At 70.3% G+C, this 18948-nt stretch carries 19 protein-coding genes; 17 read left to right on the top strand and 2 right to left on the bottom strand.

Translation table 11 applies throughout. The features are described from left to right. The first annotated feature begins 21 nt into the window (after positions 1-21). The 17 genes from ACFYQA_RS10340 (at position 22) to ACFYQA_RS10260 (ending at position 17556) form a co-directional block, all read left to right on the top strand. The gene (locus ACFYQA_RS10340) at positions 22-1281 is read left to right on the top strand and encodes an MFS transporter (RefSeq protein ID WP_388914360.1); all 1260 of its coding nucleotides are present in this window, start codon (positions 22-24) and stop codon (positions 1279-1281) included. Positions 1282-1290: 9 nt separating this feature from the next. Then, a complete protein-coding gene (gene pafA, locus ACFYQA_RS10335; protein ID WP_332426295.1) occupies positions 1291-2652 on the top strand; it encodes a Pup--protein ligase in 1362 nt (453 codons plus the stop codon). A gap of 135 nt (positions 2653-2787) precedes the next feature. Next, positions 2788-3789 (top strand): FKBP-type peptidyl-prolyl cis-trans isomerase, encoded by a 1002-nt coding sequence (locus ACFYQA_RS10330; RefSeq protein ID WP_388914356.1) that lies wholly within the window; start codon positions 2788-2790, stop codon positions 3787-3789. A 60-nt stretch (positions 3790-3849) separates the two neighbouring features. Beyond that, positions 3850-4221, top strand: coding sequence for an FKBP-type peptidyl-prolyl cis-trans isomerase (locus ACFYQA_RS10325; protein WP_386400101.1), 372 nt, complete (start codon positions 3850-3852; stop codon positions 4219-4221). A 170-nt stretch (positions 4222-4391) separates the two neighbouring features. Beyond that, positions 4392-5345 carry a helix-turn-helix transcriptional regulator gene (locus ACFYQA_RS10320; protein WP_388914353.1) on the top strand — a complete coding sequence of 318 codons (954 nt, stop codon included), beginning with the start codon at positions 4392-4394 and terminating at the stop codon, positions 5343-5345. 17 nt (positions 5346-5362) lie between these two features. After that, positions 5363-6358, top strand: coding sequence for a WYL domain-containing protein (locus ACFYQA_RS10315; RefSeq protein ID WP_332426291.1), 996 nt, complete (start codon positions 5363-5365; stop codon positions 6356-6358). A 61-nt stretch (positions 6359-6419) separates the two neighbouring features. Further along, positions 6420-6713, top strand: a complete 294-nt coding sequence (locus ACFYQA_RS10310; protein ID WP_388914350.1) for a hypothetical protein — start codon at positions 6420-6422, stop codon at positions 6711-6713. 98 nt (positions 6714-6811) lie between these two features. Beyond that, on the top strand, positions 6812-7006 hold the full coding sequence (locus ACFYQA_RS10305) for a hypothetical protein (protein ID WP_388914347.1): 195 nt from the start codon (positions 6812-6814) through the stop codon (positions 7004-7006). Positions 7007-7244: 238 nt separating this feature from the next. After that, entirely contained in the window at positions 7245-7532 is a 288-nt protein-coding gene (gene tatA, locus ACFYQA_RS10300; RefSeq protein WP_388914344.1) for a Sec-independent protein translocase subunit TatA, read from the top strand. Positions 7533-7583: 51 nt separating this feature from the next. Next, positions 7584-8534 (top strand): twin-arginine translocase subunit TatC, encoded by a 951-nt coding sequence (tatC, locus tag ACFYQA_RS10295; protein WP_388914341.1) that lies wholly within the window; start codon positions 7584-7586, stop codon positions 8532-8534. A gap of 30 nt (positions 8535-8564) precedes the next feature. Then, positions 8565-9455 carry a diacylglycerol kinase gene (locus ACFYQA_RS10290; protein WP_388914336.1) on the top strand — a complete coding sequence of 297 codons (891 nt, stop codon included), beginning with the start codon at positions 8565-8567 and terminating at the stop codon, positions 9453-9455. Positions 9456-9557: 102 nt separating this feature from the next. Then, a complete protein-coding gene (locus ACFYQA_RS10285) occupies positions 9558-12413 on the top strand; it encodes a DEAD/DEAH box helicase (RefSeq protein WP_388914333.1) in 2856 nt (951 codons plus the stop codon). 454 nt (positions 12414-12867) lie between these two features. Continuing rightward, positions 12868-14502: a sensor histidine kinase gene (locus ACFYQA_RS10280; RefSeq protein ID WP_388914330.1), complete on the top strand. Its 1635-nt coding sequence runs from the start codon at positions 12868-12870 to the stop codon at positions 14500-14502. Then, positions 14499-14906, top strand: coding sequence for a roadblock/LC7 domain-containing protein (locus ACFYQA_RS10275; RefSeq protein WP_042168469.1), 408 nt, complete (start codon positions 14499-14501; stop codon positions 14904-14906). The genes ACFYQA_RS10280 and ACFYQA_RS10275 overlap by 4 nt, the downstream gene beginning before the upstream one ends. Beyond that, positions 14903-15310, top strand: a complete 408-nt coding sequence (locus ACFYQA_RS10270) for a DUF742 domain-containing protein (protein ID WP_386400124.1) — start codon at positions 14903-14905, stop codon at positions 15308-15310. Before ACFYQA_RS10275 ends, ACFYQA_RS10270 begins: the two co-directional genes overlap by 4 nt. Then, a complete protein-coding gene (locus ACFYQA_RS10265; RefSeq protein ID WP_386400127.1) occupies positions 15291-15911 on the top strand; it encodes an ATP/GTP-binding protein in 621 nt (206 codons plus the stop codon). The genes ACFYQA_RS10270 and ACFYQA_RS10265 overlap by 20 nt, the downstream gene beginning before the upstream one ends. 67 nt (positions 15912-15978) lie before the next feature. Then, positions 15979-17556: a cytochrome P450 gene (locus ACFYQA_RS10260; RefSeq protein ID WP_388914326.1), complete on the top strand. Its 1578-nt coding sequence runs from the start codon at positions 15979-15981 to the stop codon at positions 17554-17556. Here the strand turns inward: ACFYQA_RS10260 and ACFYQA_RS10255 are convergent. Further along, a complete protein-coding gene (locus ACFYQA_RS10255; RefSeq protein WP_388914323.1) occupies positions 17550-18638 on the bottom strand; it encodes an RluA family pseudouridine synthase in 1089 nt (362 codons plus the stop codon). The two genes, ACFYQA_RS10260 and ACFYQA_RS10255, sit on opposite strands and share 7 nt — an antisense overlap. An 11-nt stretch (positions 18639-18649) precedes the next feature. After that, a complete protein-coding gene (locus tag ACFYQA_RS10250; protein ID WP_388914320.1) occupies positions 18650-18937 on the bottom strand; it encodes a hypothetical protein in 288 nt (95 codons plus the stop codon). Positions 18938-18948 lie beyond the last annotated feature (11 nt).

Here is an 18948-nt window from a genome sequence, read left to right as displayed (position 1 = left end):
CGGGTGAGTGGAGGGTGCTGCATGGCCACGGGATACCTGGAGATCCTCCGGGTGCGGCACGCGGCCCGGCTGCTGGTGGGCACGCTGGTGGGCCGGCTGCCCAACGGGACCGCGGCCATCGCGATCGTGTTGTTCGTCCGCGCGGAGGGCGGTTCGTACAGTCTGGCCGGTGCCCTGGCGGCGGTGTACGGCGTGGCCAACGCGGTCGGGCAGCCGGTGCTGGGGCGGCTCGTGGACCTGCGGGGCCAGCCGCGGGTCCAGTTGCCCGCCGCGGTGCTGTCGGCGCTGGCGATGGCGGTCTTCGCGTTCGTGGGGATCGATCCGCGGGCCGCGGCGTATGCGGCGGTGGCCGCCGCGGGGCTGTTCACGCCGCCGCTGGAGGGCGGGCTGCGGGCCCTGTGGTCCTCGGTGCTGCACCGCGAGGACCAGGTGCACCGGGCGTACGCGATGGACGCGGTGGCGCAGGAGGTGATGTTCACCGTCGGGCCGCTGCTCGTCACGGTGTGCGCGTCGCTCTGGTCGCCGGCGGTCGCCCTGCTGGTGCTGAACGCGCTGGGGGTGCTGGGCGCGTTGTCCGTGGTGGTGTCGGCGCCTTCGCGTGCGTGGCGGTCGGCGCCGCGCGAGGCGCACTGGCTGGGGGCGCTGCGCTCGCCGGGACTGCTGGCGCTGCTGGGTGCCTTCCTGTTCGTCGGCATCGCGCTGGGGTCCATCACGGTGGCCTCGGTGCCCTATGGGGACGAACACGGCGGCGCTCATGTGTACGGCTGGCTGATGGCGGGCCTGGGGCTCGGCGCGCTTGTCGGCGGCATGGCGTACGGGGTGCGGCAGTGGGCGGGTGAGCCGGCGCGGCGACTGCAGGTGCTGGTGGCCTTCCTGGCGGTGTGTTACCTGCCGCTGACGCTGATGCCCGGGCCGGTGGCGATGACCCTGCTCGCGGTGGTCGCCGGTGTGTTCCTGGCTCCGGCGATCGCGTGTGCCTTCGTGCTGGTGGACCGGCACGCACCGGCCGGGACGGTCACGGAGGCGTTCTCGTGGCTGGTGACGACGTTCACCGTGGGCGCCTCGGTGGGGACGGGTCTGGCCGGGCCGGTGGTCGAGGCGGGCGGCGCACAGGGGGGTTTCGCGATGCCGGCTGTCGCGGGTGGCGTGGCTTTTCTGGTTTTGATGTGCACCGGAAGGGTATTGGCGGTTCCCGTAGGCGGGGCCGTAGTTGCGGCCGGTTTGGAAAATGATCCGAACCGTGCCCTCGAACCCCGTTTGGGTTCAGGGGATCGGGCGTAATGTTCAGTCATGGACCGCCGCATTTTCGGGCTGGAGAACGAGTACGGCGTCACGTGCACGTTCAGGGGACAGCGTCGTCTGTCTCCTGACGAGGTGGCGCGGTACCTCTTCCGCCGTGTCGTGTCATGGGGCCGCAGCAGCAACGTCTTTCTGCGCAACGGCGCCCGCCTTTATCTCGACGTGGGTTCGCATCCGGAATACGCCACACCCGAATGCGACAACCTGACCGAGTTGGTCACCCACGACAAGGCTGGGGAGCGCATTCTCGAAGGACTCCTGGTGGACGCCGAACGACGCCTGCACGAGGAGGGAATCGCGGGCGACGTCTACCTGTTCAAGAACAACACCGACTCGGCGGGTAACTCGTACGGGTGTCACGAGAACTTTCTGGTGGCCCGGCACGGGGAGTTCTCGCGACTCGCGGACATCCTCATCCCGTTCCTGGTGACCCGCCAGCTGCTGTGCGGCGCAGGGAAGGTGCTGCAGACGCCGCGTGGCGCGGTGTACTGCGTCAGCCAGCGGGCCGAGCACATCTGGGAGGGCGTCTCCTCGGCGACGACCCGGTCCCGGCCGATCATCAACACGAGGGACGAACCGCACGCGGACGCCGAGCGGTACCGCCGGCTCCATGTCATCGTCGGCGACTCGAACATGTCCGAGACGACCATGCTGCTGAAGGTCGGTGCCACCGATCTGGTGCTGCGCATGATCGAGGCGGGCACGGTGATGCGTGACCTCACGCTGGAGAACCCGATCCGGGCGATCCGTGAGGTGAGCCACGACATCACGGGCCGCCGCAAGGTCCGCCTGGCGAGCGGCCGTGAGGCCTCCGCCCTGGAGGTGCAGCGCGAGTACTACGAGAAGGCGGTGGACTTCTGCGAGCGCCGTGGCATCCGCACCGGAACGGTCGAGCAGGTGCTCGAGCTGTGGGGCCGCACGCTGGACGCGATCGAGGCCGAGGACCTCGACCGCATCGGCACCGAGATCGACTGGGTGATGAAGTACAAGCTCATCGAGCGGTACCGGGCCAAGCACAACATGACCATGTCGCATCCGCGGGTCGCGCAGATAGACCTCGCCTACCACGACATCCATCGTCGTCGTGGTCTGTACTACCTGCTGGAGAAGAGGGGGCAGGCCGCCCGGATCTGCAACGACATGAAGATCTTCGAGGGCAAGTCCGTTCCGCCGCAGACCACCCGGGCGCGGCTGCGCGGTGACTTCATCCGCCGGGCGCAGGAGCAGCGGCGGGACTTCACCGTCGACTGGGTGCACCTCAAGCTCAACGACCAGGCGCAGCGGACGGTGCTGTGCAAGGACCCGTTCCGGTCGGTGGACGAGCGGGTGGAGAAGCTGATCGCCGGCATGTGAGACGCGTTGTTCCGCGGTTCTCCCGAACCTCGGAACGCCACAAGGGCGCCGTACGTTACTCAGTGCGGCGCCCCTCTCACGCCGTAGAGTTGCGCGGACGCCACCGACAAGATCGATGATTACGAGGCCCCCACCGTGCGCCGACGCTCACTTCTCATTGCCGTACCCGCTGGACTGGCCACTCTCGCCGCGTGCGGCGACGGCGGGTCCGATTCGAGCAAGGCCAGCGAGAGCGCCTCGCCGTCCGTGCCGGACGCGTCGGCCGCGCCCCCGCCGAAAATCGTCGACGGTCCGCTGCCGGCGATCACCGAGGGTGTGAAGTTCGGTGAGAAGCCCACCGTGGCCAAGGGCAGCGGCGACCCGTCCAAGGACCTCGCGGTGAAGACCGTCATCGCGGGCGGTGGCAAGGCCATCGCGGAGAACGACTTCGTGGTGGCCCACTACCTGGGCCAGGTGTGGAGCACCGCGAAGGTGTTCGACAACTCCTACGACCGCAAGGCTCCGCTGGCGATCCAGCTGGCCCAGGGCAGCATCATCGACGGCTGGCGGTACGGGCTGACGGGGAAGAAGGCCGGCAGCCGGGTCCAGATGGCGATCCCGCCCACCTGGGGTTACGGCACGCAGGGCAATGAGCAGGCGGGCATCAAGGGCACCGACACCCTGGTGTTCGTGGTGGACGTGCAGGACACGTTCAACGCGAAGAGTTCTGCCGAGGGTGACAAGGTCGCCCAGGACAACGTCGATCTGCCCAAGGTCGGCACGAACACGGACGGCAAGGCGCCCTCCATCGAGATGCCCGACGCGGACCCCCCGAAGAAGCTCGTGTCGAGCTACATCCTCGAGGGCGACGGCGAGGAGGTCGGCGCCGGCAACAGTGTGCTCGTGCAGTACAAGGGCGTGTTGTGGGACGGGGGCAAGGAGTTCGACTCGACGTACGGGCGGGGGCAGCTGACCTCGTTCTCGCTGCAGCAGGTCGTCAAGGGCTGGGCGCAGGGGCTGACCGGCAAGAAGGTCGGCAGCCGGGTCCTCATCGTCATCCCGCCGGAGCTGGGATACGGCGACACGCCGCCGGAGGGCAGCGACATCAAGAAGGACTCCACGCTGGTCTTCTCCGTCGACATCCTCGCGAAGTTGTGACCGCGTGTGATGTAAGACTGTGTCTGTTCGCCTTTCCGTAAACAAGCAGGAGCGTTAGACGTGAGCATCGACAAGCCCGAGATCGACTTCCCGGGTGGCGAGCCCCCGGCGGACCTCGAGATCAAGGACATCTGGGAGGGCGACGGAGAGGTGGCGCAGGCGGGTCAGACCGTCACCGTCCACTACGTCGGTGTCGCCTTCAGCACGGGCGAGGAGTTCGACGCCAGCTGGAACCGAGGGACTTCCTTCCGCTTCCCGCTGGGCGGCGGCCGGGTCATCAAGGGCTGGGACCAGGGAGTGCAGGGCATGAAGGTCGGCGGCCGTCGTCAGCTGACCATCCCCGCGCACCTGGCCTACGGCAACCAGAGCCCGACTCCGGCGATCAAGCCCGGCGAGACGCTGATCTTCGTGGTCGACCTGCTCGGGGTCTGACCACTCACCCGATCGCCGACCGGTCGCCCGTGCGGCATCGGGTCGGGTTGCGACCGGAGTCGATCACCTGGGGTCCATGCCTGTCCGGGCATGGGCCCTCGGCTTTTGCCGCGCCGCCACGGGGCGGTACGGTCATCGGACTGAGCAGCATGAGGAGGCGAAGGGCGTCGATGGCCATTGCCAAGGCCGAGCGGCTGATGAACCTGGCGCTGTGCCTGCTGGGCACGCGGCGGCCACTGAGCAAGCGTGAGCTGCGCGAGTCCGTCGAGGCCTATCTCGAGGCGGCCTCGGACGACGCCTTCAACCGCATGTTCGAGCGCGACAAGGACGATCTGCGCGAACTGGGGCTCGTCATCGAGACCGTGGAGAACCTCGAGGGCGAGATCGGATACCTGGCCCGGCGCGACAGCAACCGCCTGCCTCCGATCACCCTCGACGCCGAGGAGGCAGCCGCACTGGGCCTGGCGGCCAAGGTGTGGCAGCAGGCCAGACTGGCCGGTGCGGCCAGCGGCGCCCTGCAGAAACTGCGCGCGGCGGGACTGCCCGAGGACGTCGATCCCTACGAGGCCCACAGCGCGCTCGAGCCGCGCATTCCCGTGCACGAGGCCTCCTTCGAACCGCTGATGCTGGCCTGCCGCGACCGCCGCCCCGTCGTCTTCGACTACCGCAAGGCCACCGCCGCGCAGCCCGAACCGCGCAACGTCGAGCCGTGGGCGCTGGAGTGCTGGCGCGGTCACTGGTACCTGGCGGGCTGGGACCGCGACCGGAGAGCCGAGCGGGTCTTCCGGCTGTCCCGGATCACCGGCAAGGTGCGCTCGCGCGGCACCCGGTACACCGCTCCGGTGCCGGACGTCGTCACGGTCCGCGAGACGGTCGCGAGCTGGGCGGGGGAGAGCGCCGACCGCACCGCGCGGATCCGGCTGCGCACCGACGCGGGGTACCCCCTTCGGGCGAAGGCCACCTCGGTGCGGGAACTCGGCGACGGCTGGGAAGAGTTGGAGATTCCGTACGGGCACGGCCTGGACGCCTGGCTGGTGGAGTTCGGAGCGGACGTGGTGGTCCTGGAGCCCGCCGAGCTGCGGGCCGACGTGATGGACCGGCTGCGCGCCGTGGCCAAGGGCTGAGGGGGACGGACAAGAACGTGGCAGGCAAACCGGTCAGGCCAGTGAACGCCATCGACCAGACCCGCAGGATGCTCTCCCTGGTCACGTATCTGAGGGAGCGTCCGGGCGCCCGGATCGAGGACGTGGCGCGCGCCTTCGGCATCACCGAGGACGAGCTGGTCTCGGACCTCGACGTGCTGCCCATGTGCGGCACCAGTTTCCGCGGCGGCGACCTGCTGGACATCGACACCGACGGGGAGCGTATCTGGTGGCACAACCCGGCCGCGCTCGGGGCGGAGGCCGCCGAGCCGCTGCGGCTCGCCGCGGACGAGGCCACCGCCCTGCTCGTCGCCGCGCGCGCCGTGGCCACCCTGCCCGGACTGCGTGAGAGCGACCGGCAGGCGCTGCTGCGGGCCACCGCCAAGGTGGAGACCGCGGCCGGTGAGGCGGCGGGCGCCAGTGCCCGGCTGTCGGTGACCTTCGAGTCCGAGGGCGGTGTCTTCGCGGACGTCGACCGGGCCATCGCCGAGCGCCGCAGACTGTGGATCCGCTACTACTCGCCCGCCCGTGACGAGCTCACCGAGCGCGAGATCGACCCCATCCGCCTGGTCAGCGTCGGGCACACCTATGTGGAGGCCTGGTGCCGCCGCTCCGAGGCGCGCCGCACGTTCCGGCTCGACCGGGTCGCCGAGATCAGGATCCTCGACGAGCCGTCCGCGCCGCCCGAGGTCGAGCTGCGGGACCTGTCGGAGGGGCTGGTGCAGCCGGCGGCGGAGGATCCGGAGGTCGTGGTCGAGGTCGGGCCGGGCGGTCGCTGGGTCGCCGAGTACTACCCGCACGACAGCGCGGACGAGCTGCCCGACGGCGGGCTGCGCATCACCTTGCGGACACCCGACCCGGCGTCGCTCAAGCGGCTGGCACTGCGGCTCGGGCAGGACGGCCGGATCGTCGCGCCGGACGACCTCGCGGACAGTGCCCGGCGGGCGGCCCGCGAGGCGCTGGCGGCGTACGACGGCGCCGGGACGGCCGGATGAGCGGGCTGCACACGGTGTGCGCGGTCCGGGGCGGGCAGGACGACAGGCAGGAGCGAGGACTGTGAGCGAGTCGGCGATCCCTGGAGTACGAGCCATGACGGTGGCGTCCGCGTTCTCCGGGATGAGGAGTGTCGCGCCGGTCGTGTTCCGGGCGGGCTGCCCGGACTGCAGGGGGCGTTTCGAGCTGGGCGCGAGCGCGCTGAGGCTGGTCATAGGTGCCAGCAGGCGCACCACCTTCTACTCGTTCACCTGCCCCGCGTGCGAGGCCGCGGTCCGCAGGCCGGCGGGGGAGCGGGTCGTCGAACTCCTCACCGGCGGCGGGGTCAGCACCCTGCGGCTGCACTCAACGGCGTAACGGCCCCGTGACGGCCGGTGGCGGCCGCGGGACGGCGGAGACCCCCTTCCCGGGCGCCGGGCGTTCCGTACGGGCGGGGACCGTCTAGGCTCGCCCTCATGTTCTGGGCGATGTTCGCGGTTGCGGTGGGGTTTCTGGGGCTCGTGGTGCTCGGGGTGTTCGCCGTACGGGTCTTCGTCGAGGCGGAGCGGCTCGGCAGACAGGTCACCGACTCGGCGCGGCGCATCGGCCGGGCCGCGGAGGACCTGGAGCGGGCGGCGTCCGGCGCGGCCCGCTCCGCGGAAGCGCTCTGACCGGATCCCGGACGGTCTTCGAGCCGCATGCCCTGTCGAGTTGCCGACTTGGGCGGGTACGCTGCTGACCGCGGTTCGAAGAACGAGGCCCGGACCGCGGACGGGAGTACGCACGGGGATTGCCCTACGTTCACCCCTGAGAGTTACGATCGCTGGCAACACGGTCGTCGGACGCGTGTCCGAACAGTCGGACAGGGCAGCACCCCCACCCCAGCAGCCTCGGTGAGAAGGTAAAGAAATGTTCGGAAAGCTCGGAGCTCCCGAGATCATTCTCATTCTCGTCGTCATCATCCTGCTGTTCGGCGCGAAGAAGCTTCCGGACATGGCGCGGTCGCTCGGGAAGTCCGCCCGCATCCTCAAGAGCGAGGCCAAGGCGATGAAGGAGGACAAGGACAAGTCCTCCGCCCCCGCCGATCCGCCGGCCCCCGGCGACGAGTCCCCGGCGCAGCGCACCATCCAGGCCGCCCCCGGTGACGTGACCAGCTCCCGCCCGGTCACGGAGCCGACGGACACGACCAAGCGCTGACGCAGGGCCGGGGGACACTTTCCGGCCCGCCGCACGAGATGGGAACGTGGGTTGCCCAAGTCTGCCCGCAAGCAGGAGAGGGATCCCGAGGGACGGATGCCCCTCGCGGAGCACCTTCGTGAACTCCGCAACCGGCTCGCGAAAGCGCTGCTGGCCATCGTCCTGGTGACGATCGTCGCGGCCTTCTTCTACAACGAGATCATCAACTTCTTCACCGACCCGGTGCTCAAGTCGGTCGGCTGCGGATACTCCTTCGAGGAACTCGCCGCCTCCACCCGCAACGAGGGTCCCTGCGCGCAGATCACCATCAACGGCCTGATCACGCCGTTCACCCTGGCGCTGAAGGTCTCGCTGATGGCCGGTGTCGTGCTGGCCTCGCCGGTCTGGCTGTACCAGCTGTGGTCGTTCATCGCCCCCGGTCTGCACCGGCACGAGAAGAAGTACGCCTACGCGTTCGTCGCCACGGGCGTCCCGCTCTTCCTCGGCGGCGCCTACTTCGCCTACCGGGTGCTGCCGACGACGGCGAAGGTGCTCATCGATTTCACGCCGGTCAGCGTCGACAACCTGCTGCCGCTGGACGACCTGCTCGACCTCGTCACGCGCATGGTGATCGTCTTCGGGCTCTCCTTCGAGCTGCCCCTGCTGCTGATCATGCTCAACTTCACCGGAGCGCTGACCGGCAAGCGCATGCTCGGCTGGTGGCGCGGCATGATCATGGGCATCACGCTGTTCGCGGCCCTGGCCACCCCGAGCACCGATCCGCTGACCATGATGGTCCTCGCCGGACCGATCTGGGTCCTGTACTTCGGCGCCGTCGGCGTCTCCCTGTTCAACGACCGGCGCAAGCGCCGGCTGGAAGCCATGGGCCCCGCCGACGACGAGGCCTCCGACCTCGACCTCACCCCCGAGGACATCGGCGAGACCGAACCCGTGCCGGCCAGGAGCGCCCGGCCCGAGCAGACGAGCACGGACCGGGTCAACGGTTATGACGACGTGACCTGAACACCGGGCCCGAGCTCATAGGGTCACGGGGTGACCAGCGAGATCACCCTCTTCGTCAACCCCACCGCGGGCCGCGGCCGGGGGGCCCGGGCGGCGCGGCCGGCCGCTTCCGCGTTGCGCGCGGCCGGTTTCTCGGTGCGGACCGTGCTCGGTGAGGACGCCGCGGACGCGCTCACCCGTGCGCGCGACGCCGTGGAGGCGGGCACCGGCGCTCTGGTCGCCGTCGGCGGCGACGGCATGGCGAACCTGGCCCTGCAGGCCGTCGTCGGCACCGGCACCCCGCTCGGCCTGATCGCCGCCGGCAGCGGCAACGACTTCGCCCGCTCGCTCGGCATGCCGCTGAAGGAACCGGCCGCCGCCGGCCGGATGATCGCCGACGCCCTCAAGTGCGGGCGGGTGCGCGACATCGACCTCGGGCGGGTCGGCGACCGCTGGTTCGGTACCGTCCTCGCCTCCGGCTTCGACTCCCGGGTCAACGACCGCGGCAACCGGATGCGGCTGCCCGCCGGGCGCTTCAGGTACGACCTCGCCATGGTCGCCGAACTCGCGGCCCTGCGTCCGGTCCCGTACCGGATCACCCTCGACGACGGCGACGTCCGCGAGGTCGAGGCGACGCTGGTCGCCGTCGGCAACGGGGCGTCGTACGGCGGCGGCATGCGGATCTGCCCGGGTGCCGACCTCACCGACGGGTTGTTCGACGTCACGGTGGTCGGTGACTGCGGCCGGGCCACACTGCTGCGGGTCTTCCCCACCGTGTACCGCGGAACGCACGTCGACCGGCCCGAGGTGAGCGTGTTCCGGGCGTCGCGGGTGGAGCTGGCCGCCGAGGAGGTCACCGGGTACGCGGACGGGGAACCGCTCGGACCACTGCCGCTGACCGCGAGCTGTGTGCGCGGCGCGGTACGGGTCGTGGGCCCCTGAGCCGGGCGGAACCGCCCCTGAGCCGGGCGGAACCGCCCCTGAGCCGGGCGGAACCGCCCCTGAGCTGGGCGGACCGAGGGCCGGCGGGCATGGATCCGGATAATGATCGTCCTGTTGTCGGTGCGGCCCGGTACGCTCGAAAGCACGATGACAGAGGATCTTTCACCGGCCGAGCGGTACGCGGCAGCACGCAGGCGCGCTGTCGAGCAGGCCACCACACTCGCCTCCTTCCGCGAGATGTACGACTTCGGTCTCGACCCCTTCCAGATCGAGGCCTGCCAGGCGCTCGAAGCGGGGAAGGGCGTGCTGGTGGCCGCGCCCACCGGCTCGGGCAAGACGATCGTCGGCGAGTTCGCCGTCCACCTGGCCCTGCAGCAGGGCAAGAAGTGCTTCTACACGACACCCATCAAGGCGCTGTCGAACCAGAAGTACGCCGACCTGTGCCGCCGTTACGGCGCCGACAAGGTCGGTCTGCTCACCGGTGACAACAGCGTCAACTCCGGTGCCCCCGTGGTCGTGATGACCACCGAGGTGCTGCGGAACATGCTGTACGCGGGCTCGCAGACACTTCTCGGCCTCGGCTACGTGGTCATGGACGAGGTGCACTACCTCTCCGACCGCTTCCGGGGTGCCGTCTGGGAGGAAGTGATCATCCACCTCCCCGAGTCGGTGACCCTGGTGTCCCTCTCGGCGACGGTGTCGAACGCGGAGGAGTTCGGCGACTGGCTGGACACCGTCCGCGGCCACACCGAGGTCATCGTCTCCGAGCACCGGCCCGTGCCGCTGTTCCAGCACGTCCTCGCCGGGCGCCGGATCTATGACCTGTTCGAGGAGGGCGAGGGCCAGAAGAAGGCCGTCAACCCCGACCTCACGCGGATGGCCCGGATGGAGGCGACTCGCCCTTCGTGGGGCGAGAAGCGCCGCGGCCGGAACATGCGCGAGGCGGACCGGGAGCGGGAGCGCAGACAGCGCACGCGGGTCTGGACACCGGGCCGGCCCGAGGTGATCGAGCGGCTCGACGCCCAGGGCCTGCTGCCCGCCATCACCTTCATCTTCAGCCGCGCCGCCTGCGAGGCCGCCGTCCAGCAGTGCCTGTACGCGGGGCTGCGGCTCAACGACGACCAGGCGAGGGAGCGGGTCCGCTCCCTCGTCGAGGAGCGCACCGCCTCCATCCCCACCGAGGACCTGCACGTCCTCGGCTACTACGAGTGGCTGGAGGGCCTGGAGCGCGGCATCGCGGCCCACCACGCGGGCATGCTGCCGACGTTCAAGGAGGTCGTCGAGGAGCTGTTCGTCCGCGGCCTGGTCAAGGCGGTCTTCGCGACCGAGACCCTCGCCCTGGGCATCAACATGCCCGCCCGCTCGGTGGTGCTGGAGAAGCTCGTCAAGTGGAACGGCGAGCAGCACGCCGACATCACTCCCGGCGAGTACACCCAGCTGACCGGCCGGGCCGGCCGGCGCGGCATCGATGTCGAGGGTCACGCGGTCGTGCTGTGGCAGCGCGGCATGGACCCCGGGCACCTCGCGGGGCTGGCCGGTACCCGCACCTATCCGCTGCGCTCCAGTTTCAGGCCGTCGTACAACATGGCGGTCAACCTGGTCGAGCAGTTCGGCCGGCACCGCTCGCGCGAACTGCTGGAGACATCGTTCGCCCAGTTCCAGGCGGACCGTTCGGTGGTCGGCATCTCGCGGCAGGTGCAGCGCAACGAGGAAGGCCTCGAGGGCTACCAGGCCTCGATGACCTGCCACCTCGGCGACTTCGAGGAGTACGCGCGGCTGCGCCGCGACCTGAAGGACCGGGAGACGGAGCTGGCCCGCCAGGGCGTATCCCAGCGGCGCGCCGAGGCGGCCGTCGCCCTGGAGAAGCTCAAGCCCGGCGACATCATCCACGTACCCGCCGGCAAGTACGCCGGGCTGGCGCTGGTCCTCGACCCGGGACTGCCCGCGGGCCGTGCGGGCGGGCACCGCGGCGTCGAGTACCACGACGAGCCGCGCCCCCTGGTGCTGACCGCGGAGCGGCAGGTCAAGCGGCTGGCGTCGATCGACTTCCCGATGCCCGTCGAGGCGCTGGAGCGGATGCGGATTCCGAAGTCGTTCAATGCGCGCTCGCCGCAGTCCCGCCGCGACCTGGCTTCCGCACTGCGCACCAAGGCCGGGCACATCGAGCCGGAGCGGCATCGCAAGCGGCGCTCCCAGGCGGCCGACGACCGGGAGATCGACCGGCTGCGCAAGGCGATCCGTGCCCACCCGTGCCACGGCTGCGACGACCGTGAGGACCACGCCCGCTGGGCCGAGCGCTATCACCGGCTGCGGCGGGACACCAAGCAGCTGGAGCGGCGCATCGAGGGCCGGACGAACACCATCGCCCGCACCTTCGACCGTATCGTCGCCCTGCTGACCGAGCTGGACTACCTGCGCGGCGACGAGGTCACCGCACACGGCAAGCGGCTCGCCCGGTTGTACGGCGAACTCGACCTGCTGGCCAGCGAATGCCTGCGCGAGGGCGTCTGGGAGCAGCTGGGCCCGGCCGAACTCGCCGCCTGTGTCTCGGCGCTGGTGTACGAGGCCCGGGTCAGCGACGACGCGGCGGTGCCCAAGGTGCCCTCCGGCGGGGCGAAGGCCGCGCTGGGCGAGATGGTCCGTATCTGGGGGCGGCTGGACGCCCTGGAGGAGGACTTCCGGATCACCCAGACCGAGGGTGTGGGCCAACGCGAACCCGACCTCGGCTTCGCCTGGGCGGCCTACATGTGGGCGTCCGGCAAGGGCCTCGACGAGGTGCTGCGCGAGGTGGAGATGCCTGCGGGGGACTTCGTGCGCTGGTGCAAGCAGGTCATCGACGTGCTCGGCCAGATCTCGGCCGCGGCACCGGCGGTGGAAGGATCCACGGTCGCGAAGAACGCCCGCAAGGCGGTGGACGGACTGCTGCGTGGAGTGGTGGCCTACTCCTCCGTGGGCTGACCGCCCGGTGCCCCGCACCGCCCCGCCCCACCCGGCCGACGGGTCCGGCCCCTCCGACAGGCCCGGCCCGTCCGGGTCGCGGTGAAGCCCGGCGCGCTCCGTGCGCGCCGGGCTTCGGCGTCCCTGGGACTGGATGGTTCCGTGGCCGTCGGCGGTGTTCCTCACCCTGCACGGTGAGTGATTTTCGTGCACCCGTACGCCATTACACTGTGTGTTCGAATGGTTTCTCGGCGTGTAAATGAGCTCGAGCGTACTCCTGCCCCAAGGGCCATTTCCGGCACTTGCCGAATATGACACGGCGTTGATCCTGTCGGACTAAGCTCGCCCGCAGCGCACCGAGTTGGGATGAATTCGTGTGTCTGTTCCCTATTACGCGGATGATTCCCATGATTTCCCGGTCCATCCCCACCCGTATGTCCCCCGACCACCAGTCGATTCGTTTTCAGAGGCTTACATGGTGAGTGTCCAATCCCCGCCCGGTCGCCGCGAACTTCCCTACGCGCGCGTGCTGTTGATGCCGGCCATAATGATGGCCGCGGCAACCGGAGCCGCCGTTGCCCTGGTGACGGAGCCCGCCCGGATCGCCGTCGGCGCCTGTGGTGTCGTCGCCACCCTGCTGGTGATCGCCGCCGCGGCCGAGGCGGTGCGCCGCGGCCGTGTCCTGCGGGACGAGCGGGCCGAACACGACCGTCACCGCGCGTATCTGGAAGCGCGGATCGCCTCCCATGACACGGAGACGCTGCACTTCGCGGACGCCGTGGTCCCCGAGGCCCTGGACTTCCTGCACCGCGGAAACACTCCCAGGGAAGTGCTCCTCCACCTCAAGGAGGTCAACCCGGCCTGGCGCGATCTGCCCGAGTACCAGATCAAGCTGCTCAAGACGATGCTGAAGATCATCGACGACGAGGAAGCCCTGCGCGACTCCTCCCAGCGCTCCTTCGTCAGCATCGCCCGACGCGTCCAGGCGATCGTCCACCAGCAGGCCAAGGAACTGCGGGAGATGGAGGAGGACCACGGCCGCAATCCCGAGGTCTTCGACGACCTGCTGCGCATCGACCACGGCACCGCGCTGATCGGCCGCCTCGCCGACTCCATCTCCGTACTCGGCGGCGGCCGGCCCGGACGCCAGTGGCCCGAGCCCGTCGCCCTCTACAGCGTGCTGCGCGGCGCGATGTCCCGCATCCTCGAGTACCGGCGCATCGACCTGAAGTCCATCGCCAAGGTCAACATCAAGGGCATCTCCGTCGAGCCGGTCATCCACGCCGTCGCCGAACTGCTCGACAACGCCACGCGCTACTCGCCGCCCCACACCAAGGTCCACGTCACCGCCATCGAGGTGCAGACCGGCGTCGCCATCGAGATCGAGGACGCCGGAGTCAGCCTCGACGAGAAGGCACGCGCCCGGATCGAGGACAAGCTGGAGCAGGCCAAGGCGGGCGTCGACCTCCAGGACCTCGGCACCAGCCCTCGCCTGGGCCTCGCCGTCATCGGCCGGCTCTGCTCCGGGTACAAGATGCAGGTCTCGCTGCGGGCCTCCGCCTACGGCGGCGTCCGCGCGGTCCTCATCGTGCCGAGCGACATGATGACCACCGAACCCGGCGTCGGTCTCGCCCACGGCATCGGCGCGACCGCGGTGCCGATGCAGGTCGACGCGCTCCCGGGCCCCAAGCGCGTCCCCAAGAAGCGCCGCCCCACCAGCCCGAGCATCCCCGCCACCGTTTCCATGGAGGACGACGTCCCCGAGGTCACCGAATGGACCTCCAACGGGCTGCCGCAGCGCCGCAGCCGGGTGAAGACGTCGCTGACCCAGCGGTACGCCGAGCAGGCCGCCGAAGAACGGGCCGAGCGGGAGGCCGCCGAGCGGGGCGAGACCATCCGGTCCCCCTGGCCGGCACCCGAGCCCGAACCGGCCGAGCCGAAGGACGAGCGCGAACCCGGTCTGTGGGTCGACGCGTTCTGGGACGGCCTGAAGAAAGACCTCGAACCCGGCGTCCATCCCACCGACTTCACCCGGAATCCGACCGCGTACCTGCATCTGATCAACGAACCGGCCCGCACCGAGGCCGACGACGAGGGGGACCTCAAGTGATCCAGCAACGCGCCAACTTCGACTGGATGCTCAAGGAGCTCGCCGACGGCGTACCCGGCGTCGAGATGATCGTGGTGCTCTCGGCCGACGGCCTGCGTATCGCCCGCTTCGGCGGCGAGCCGGACGCCGCCGACCGGGTCGCCGCGGCCTGTGCCGGCGTGCAGAGCCTCGCCGGTGCCGTCGCCGGGGAACTCCCGCGCAGTGACGGCGAGATGAAGATGGTGATCATCGAGATCAACGGCGGCTACTTCTACCTGATGGCCGCCGGCGCCAACGCCTATCTCGCGGTGCTCTCCGACATGACCTGTGAACCCGGGCGGATGGGGGCCATGATGCGCGACCTCGTCGTCCGTATCGGCGCCCATCTCACCAGCCCGCCCCGCCGGAACGGGACGACCGTATGACTCCTCCGCAACGCCAGAGGCGCTCCCCGCAGGAGGATCCTCCTCCGCAACCGGCCCAGGACAAGAAGGAGGACGAACGGCCCAACCCGGAGCGGTTGTACGTCGTCGCAGGGGCGGACGGGAACCGCGCGGACCTCGACCTCGTGACACTGATCGTGGCGCGCGTCGAGGACCCCCCGCACTCCGCCACGCCCGAGCAGGCGGCACTGCTCCGGCTCTGTGCCGCCCCCCTGTCCGTGGCCGAACTCTCGGCCTACCTCAGCCTGCCGTTCGGCGTGGTGACCATGCTGCTCACCGAGATGCTGGCGGCGGAACTGGTGCAGGCGCGCGCCCCGATCGTCCGGAAGGCGCTGCCCGACCGTTCCCTTCTCGAAGCGGTGATGCATGGACTTCAAAGGCTCTGAGACCATCCCGGGCCCACGGACCGAGGATCAGCTGCCGCACACGGCCGAGGCCGCGGCGAAGATCGTGATCGTGGGCGGCTTCGGGGTCGGCAAGACGACCATGGTCGGGTCGGTCAGCGAGATCAAGCCGCTGACCACCGAGGAGACCATGACCCAGGCCGGCGTCGGAGTCGACGACAACTTCGGGTCCGCGTCCAAGACCGCCACCACGGTGGCCATGGACTTCGGCCGCATCAAGATCACCGAGCAACTGGTGCTCTACCTCTTCGGTACCCCGGGCCAGGAGCGCTTCTGGTTCCTGTGGAACGGTCTGTTCGAGGGGGCGCTCGGTGCGGTGGTGCTGGTCGACACGCGCCGCCTGGAGGTCAGCTTCGACGTCATGGGACGGCTGGAGGAACGCGGCGTGCCCTTCGTCGTCGCCGTCAACACCTTCCCGGACGCGCCCCGTTACCCGGTCGAGGATCTGCGGACCGCGCTCGACCTGTCGCAGGACGTCCCGATCATGGACTGCGATGTGCGACGCCGCGCCTCCAGCCGGGACGTACTGATCACGCTGATGCGGTTCCTGCACTCGCTCGCCATGACGGGCTCGCGCACCTGACACCCCGACCCCTGCTCTCCCCCCTGCTCTCCCCCCTGCTCTCCCCCTGTTTTCCGGAGCGACCACTGTGACGCCTGAATCCCACTCCCCGACCGGAACGGACGACTCCCGTCCCGCCCCGCCCCCCGGCTGCCCCGCGCACGGCCAGGGCCCCGGAGGACTGCCCCGGCTGCACGAATCGGCGGACCTGAAGAAGCTGTACGAGGATCTCCGTGCCGAGCACGGCCCCGTGGCGCCCGCGCTGCTCCACGACGACGTGCCGGTGTGGGTGGTCCTCGGCCACGCCGAGAACCTGCACATGGTGCGCACCCCCGCGCAGTACACCAAGGACAGCCGTATCTGGTCCCCGCTCCGGGACGGCCTGGTCAAACCCGACCACCCGCTGATGCCGCACATCGCCTGGCAGCCGATGTGCGCCCACGCCGAGGGCGACGAACACGAGCGGCTGCGCGGCGTGATCGACTTCGCCGTGTCGACCATCGACTTCCGCAGTCTGCGCCGGCATATCAACCGCTGCACCCAGCGTCTCGTCAACCGGTTCTGCGAAGTGGGCGAGGCCGAGGTCGTCAGCCAGTACGCCGAGCACCTGCCGATGGCCGTGATGTGCCACATCCTCGGCATGCCCGACGAGTACAACGACCGGATGGTCGAGTCGGCCCGCGACATGATCAGGGGCACCGAGACCGCCATCGCCAGCAACGCGTACGTCATGGACGTGCTGGGCCGGCTCACCGCGCGCCGCAGGCTGGAACAGCAGGAGGACTTCGCCAGCCATCTCATCACCCACCCGGCCGGACTGACCGACGACGAGGTCAGGGAGCACCTGCGGGTGGTGCTCATCGCCGCCTACGAGTCGACCGCCAACCTCCTCGCCAACGTACTGCGCACGGTGCTGGTCGACCCGCGCTTCCGGGCCCAGCTCAACGGCGGACAGATGACCGTGCCGGAGGCGGTGGAGCAACTGCTCTGGGACGAACCGCCGTTCAGTACCATCTTCGCCTACTTCGCCAAGCAGGAGACGGAACTGGGCGGACAGCGCATCCGCCGGGGCGACGGACTGCTGTTCGCTCCGGCCCCGGCCAACGTCGACCCGCGGGTACGCCCGGACCCGACCGCCCACATGCAGGGCAACCGCTCCCACCTCGCCTTCAGCGGTGGCCCGCACGAGTGCCCCGGTCAGGACATCGGACGTGCCATCGCCGAGATCGGTGTCGACGCTCTGCTGATGCGGCTGCCCGACCTCGAACTCGACGTCGACGACGAGGATCTGCGTCACACCGAGTCGATCGCCTCACGCCATCTCATCGAGCTGCCCGTCCGGTTCACCCCGAGGGCGCCGCAGGACATCACCGAGCGGCCCAACCACGACCACCAGCCGGCGGCCCCGCGCCGCGACTGGCACATCGGCAGCACCGAACCGGGGGAGCCGGCTCCGTCGCCGGCCGCCCGCCCCGGTCCGTTCGATCACCATGACATCCCCGCCCCGCGGCCCGCGGCCACGGCGGGGACACCGGACGAGCAGTCGGCCGAGCAACCGGTCGCCGAGCCACCGGTCGCCGAGCCACCGGCCGTCGCCGGCCCCGCGGAACCGGTTCGCGCGCCGGGCGCCTGGCAGCGCTTCCTGCTCTGGTGGCGCGGCTACTGACCGGAGGCCCGGGGCGCCGAGGTCCGGGGCGCCGAGTGCCGGTGAGCAGCGGCCCGGTCAGCGGTGGCCCGGTCCACGGTGGTTCGTGCCTCGGCGGCGCGGTCGTCCGAGGCGCAGTCCTCGGTGGCGTGGTCCTCTGCGGCCCAGTCCCCGTACGAGGCCCATGCCGCGAGCGTTCGGCCACTGCGCAACCGGTGCCGCGCTCCCGTCACCGGGTCGGTGAACTCCATTTCCCGCGCCAGCAGTTGCAGCGGACGCCGGAAGTCACCGGCCGGGACGGGGCCGGCCACCTCCGGATACAGGGGGTCACCGAGGATCGGCACGCCCAGGGCGCTCATGTGCACCCGCAGCTGATGGGTCTGCCCGGTGCCGGGGACCAGCCGGTACCGGGCGAGGCCGTCGGCCCGGTGTTCCAGGAGCTCGACCCGGCTGAGCGCGTTCGGCTCGCCCTCGACCTCGCGGGCGGTCAGCACCCCGCGCTCCTTGACGATCCGGCTGCGTACGGTCCGGGGCAGGGCGAGCGCCGGATCGTGGGGGGCGACGGCCTCGTACTCCTTGTGGATCAGCCGGTCGCGGAACAGCGTCTGGTACGCGCCACGTTCCTCGGGCCGCACGATGAACAGCATCAGCCCGGCGGTGAGCCGGTCGAGGCGGTGTGCGGCGCCCAGCAGCGGGATGCCCAGTTCGCGGCGCAGCCGGGCCAGCGCGGTCTGGGCGACATGGCTGCCGCGCGGTGTGGTGGCCAGGAAATGGGGTTTGTCGGCGACGACGATGTGCTCGTCCCGGTACACGATCTCCAGCGGGAAGGGCACCGGTACCTCGGTCGGCAGCTCCCGGTGGAACCATACGAACAGCCCCGGCACACAGGGGGCGTCGGCCGGCACGGGCCGCCCGTCCGCGCCCACGATCAGCCCCGCGTCGAACATGCCGTCGACGACACCGGAGCCGGCCGGGAGCCGGGTCACCAGATGGTCCCGCACGGTGGCCCACTGCCCCGTGCCGGGCAGGCGCATCCGCACCGGGTCCACGCCGTCGCGCTGCGGCAGCGGGGAGGGCGGGACGGTTCTGCGTCTGCGGGTCACGAGGGCCAAGGCTACGTGTCCGCCCCGCCCTGCTGCTCGTGCCGTACCGCCTGCCTGACCTCGGCCTCGACCACGTGGCGCGGTTTCCCCCCGGCCCGCGCGAAGTCGCTCACCGCCACATGGAGCTCACGGGCGAGGTCGCGCCAGGCCCGCCAGGCCGTCTCCCAGGTGGTGGTCTGCAGGCTGCTCCACTTGGTGTCCGTGGGAGGCCCGTACGTCTCCTGCAGATGACGCACGCGGACATGTGCCTCGTCCGCCGCGCGCTGCTTGGCCACGAGTTCTTCGAAGGTGTCTGTCACGCGCCCGGATC

The sequence above is a fragment of the Streptomyces sp. NPDC005774 genome (assembly GCF_042871645.1).
GTDB classification, from domain to species: Bacteria; Actinomycetota; Actinomycetes; order Streptomycetales; family Streptomycetaceae; genus Streptomyces; species Streptomyces pratens.
The sequence above is the reverse complement of the archived record's forward strand: the minus strand, read 5'-3'. Positions and strand labels throughout refer to the sequence as shown.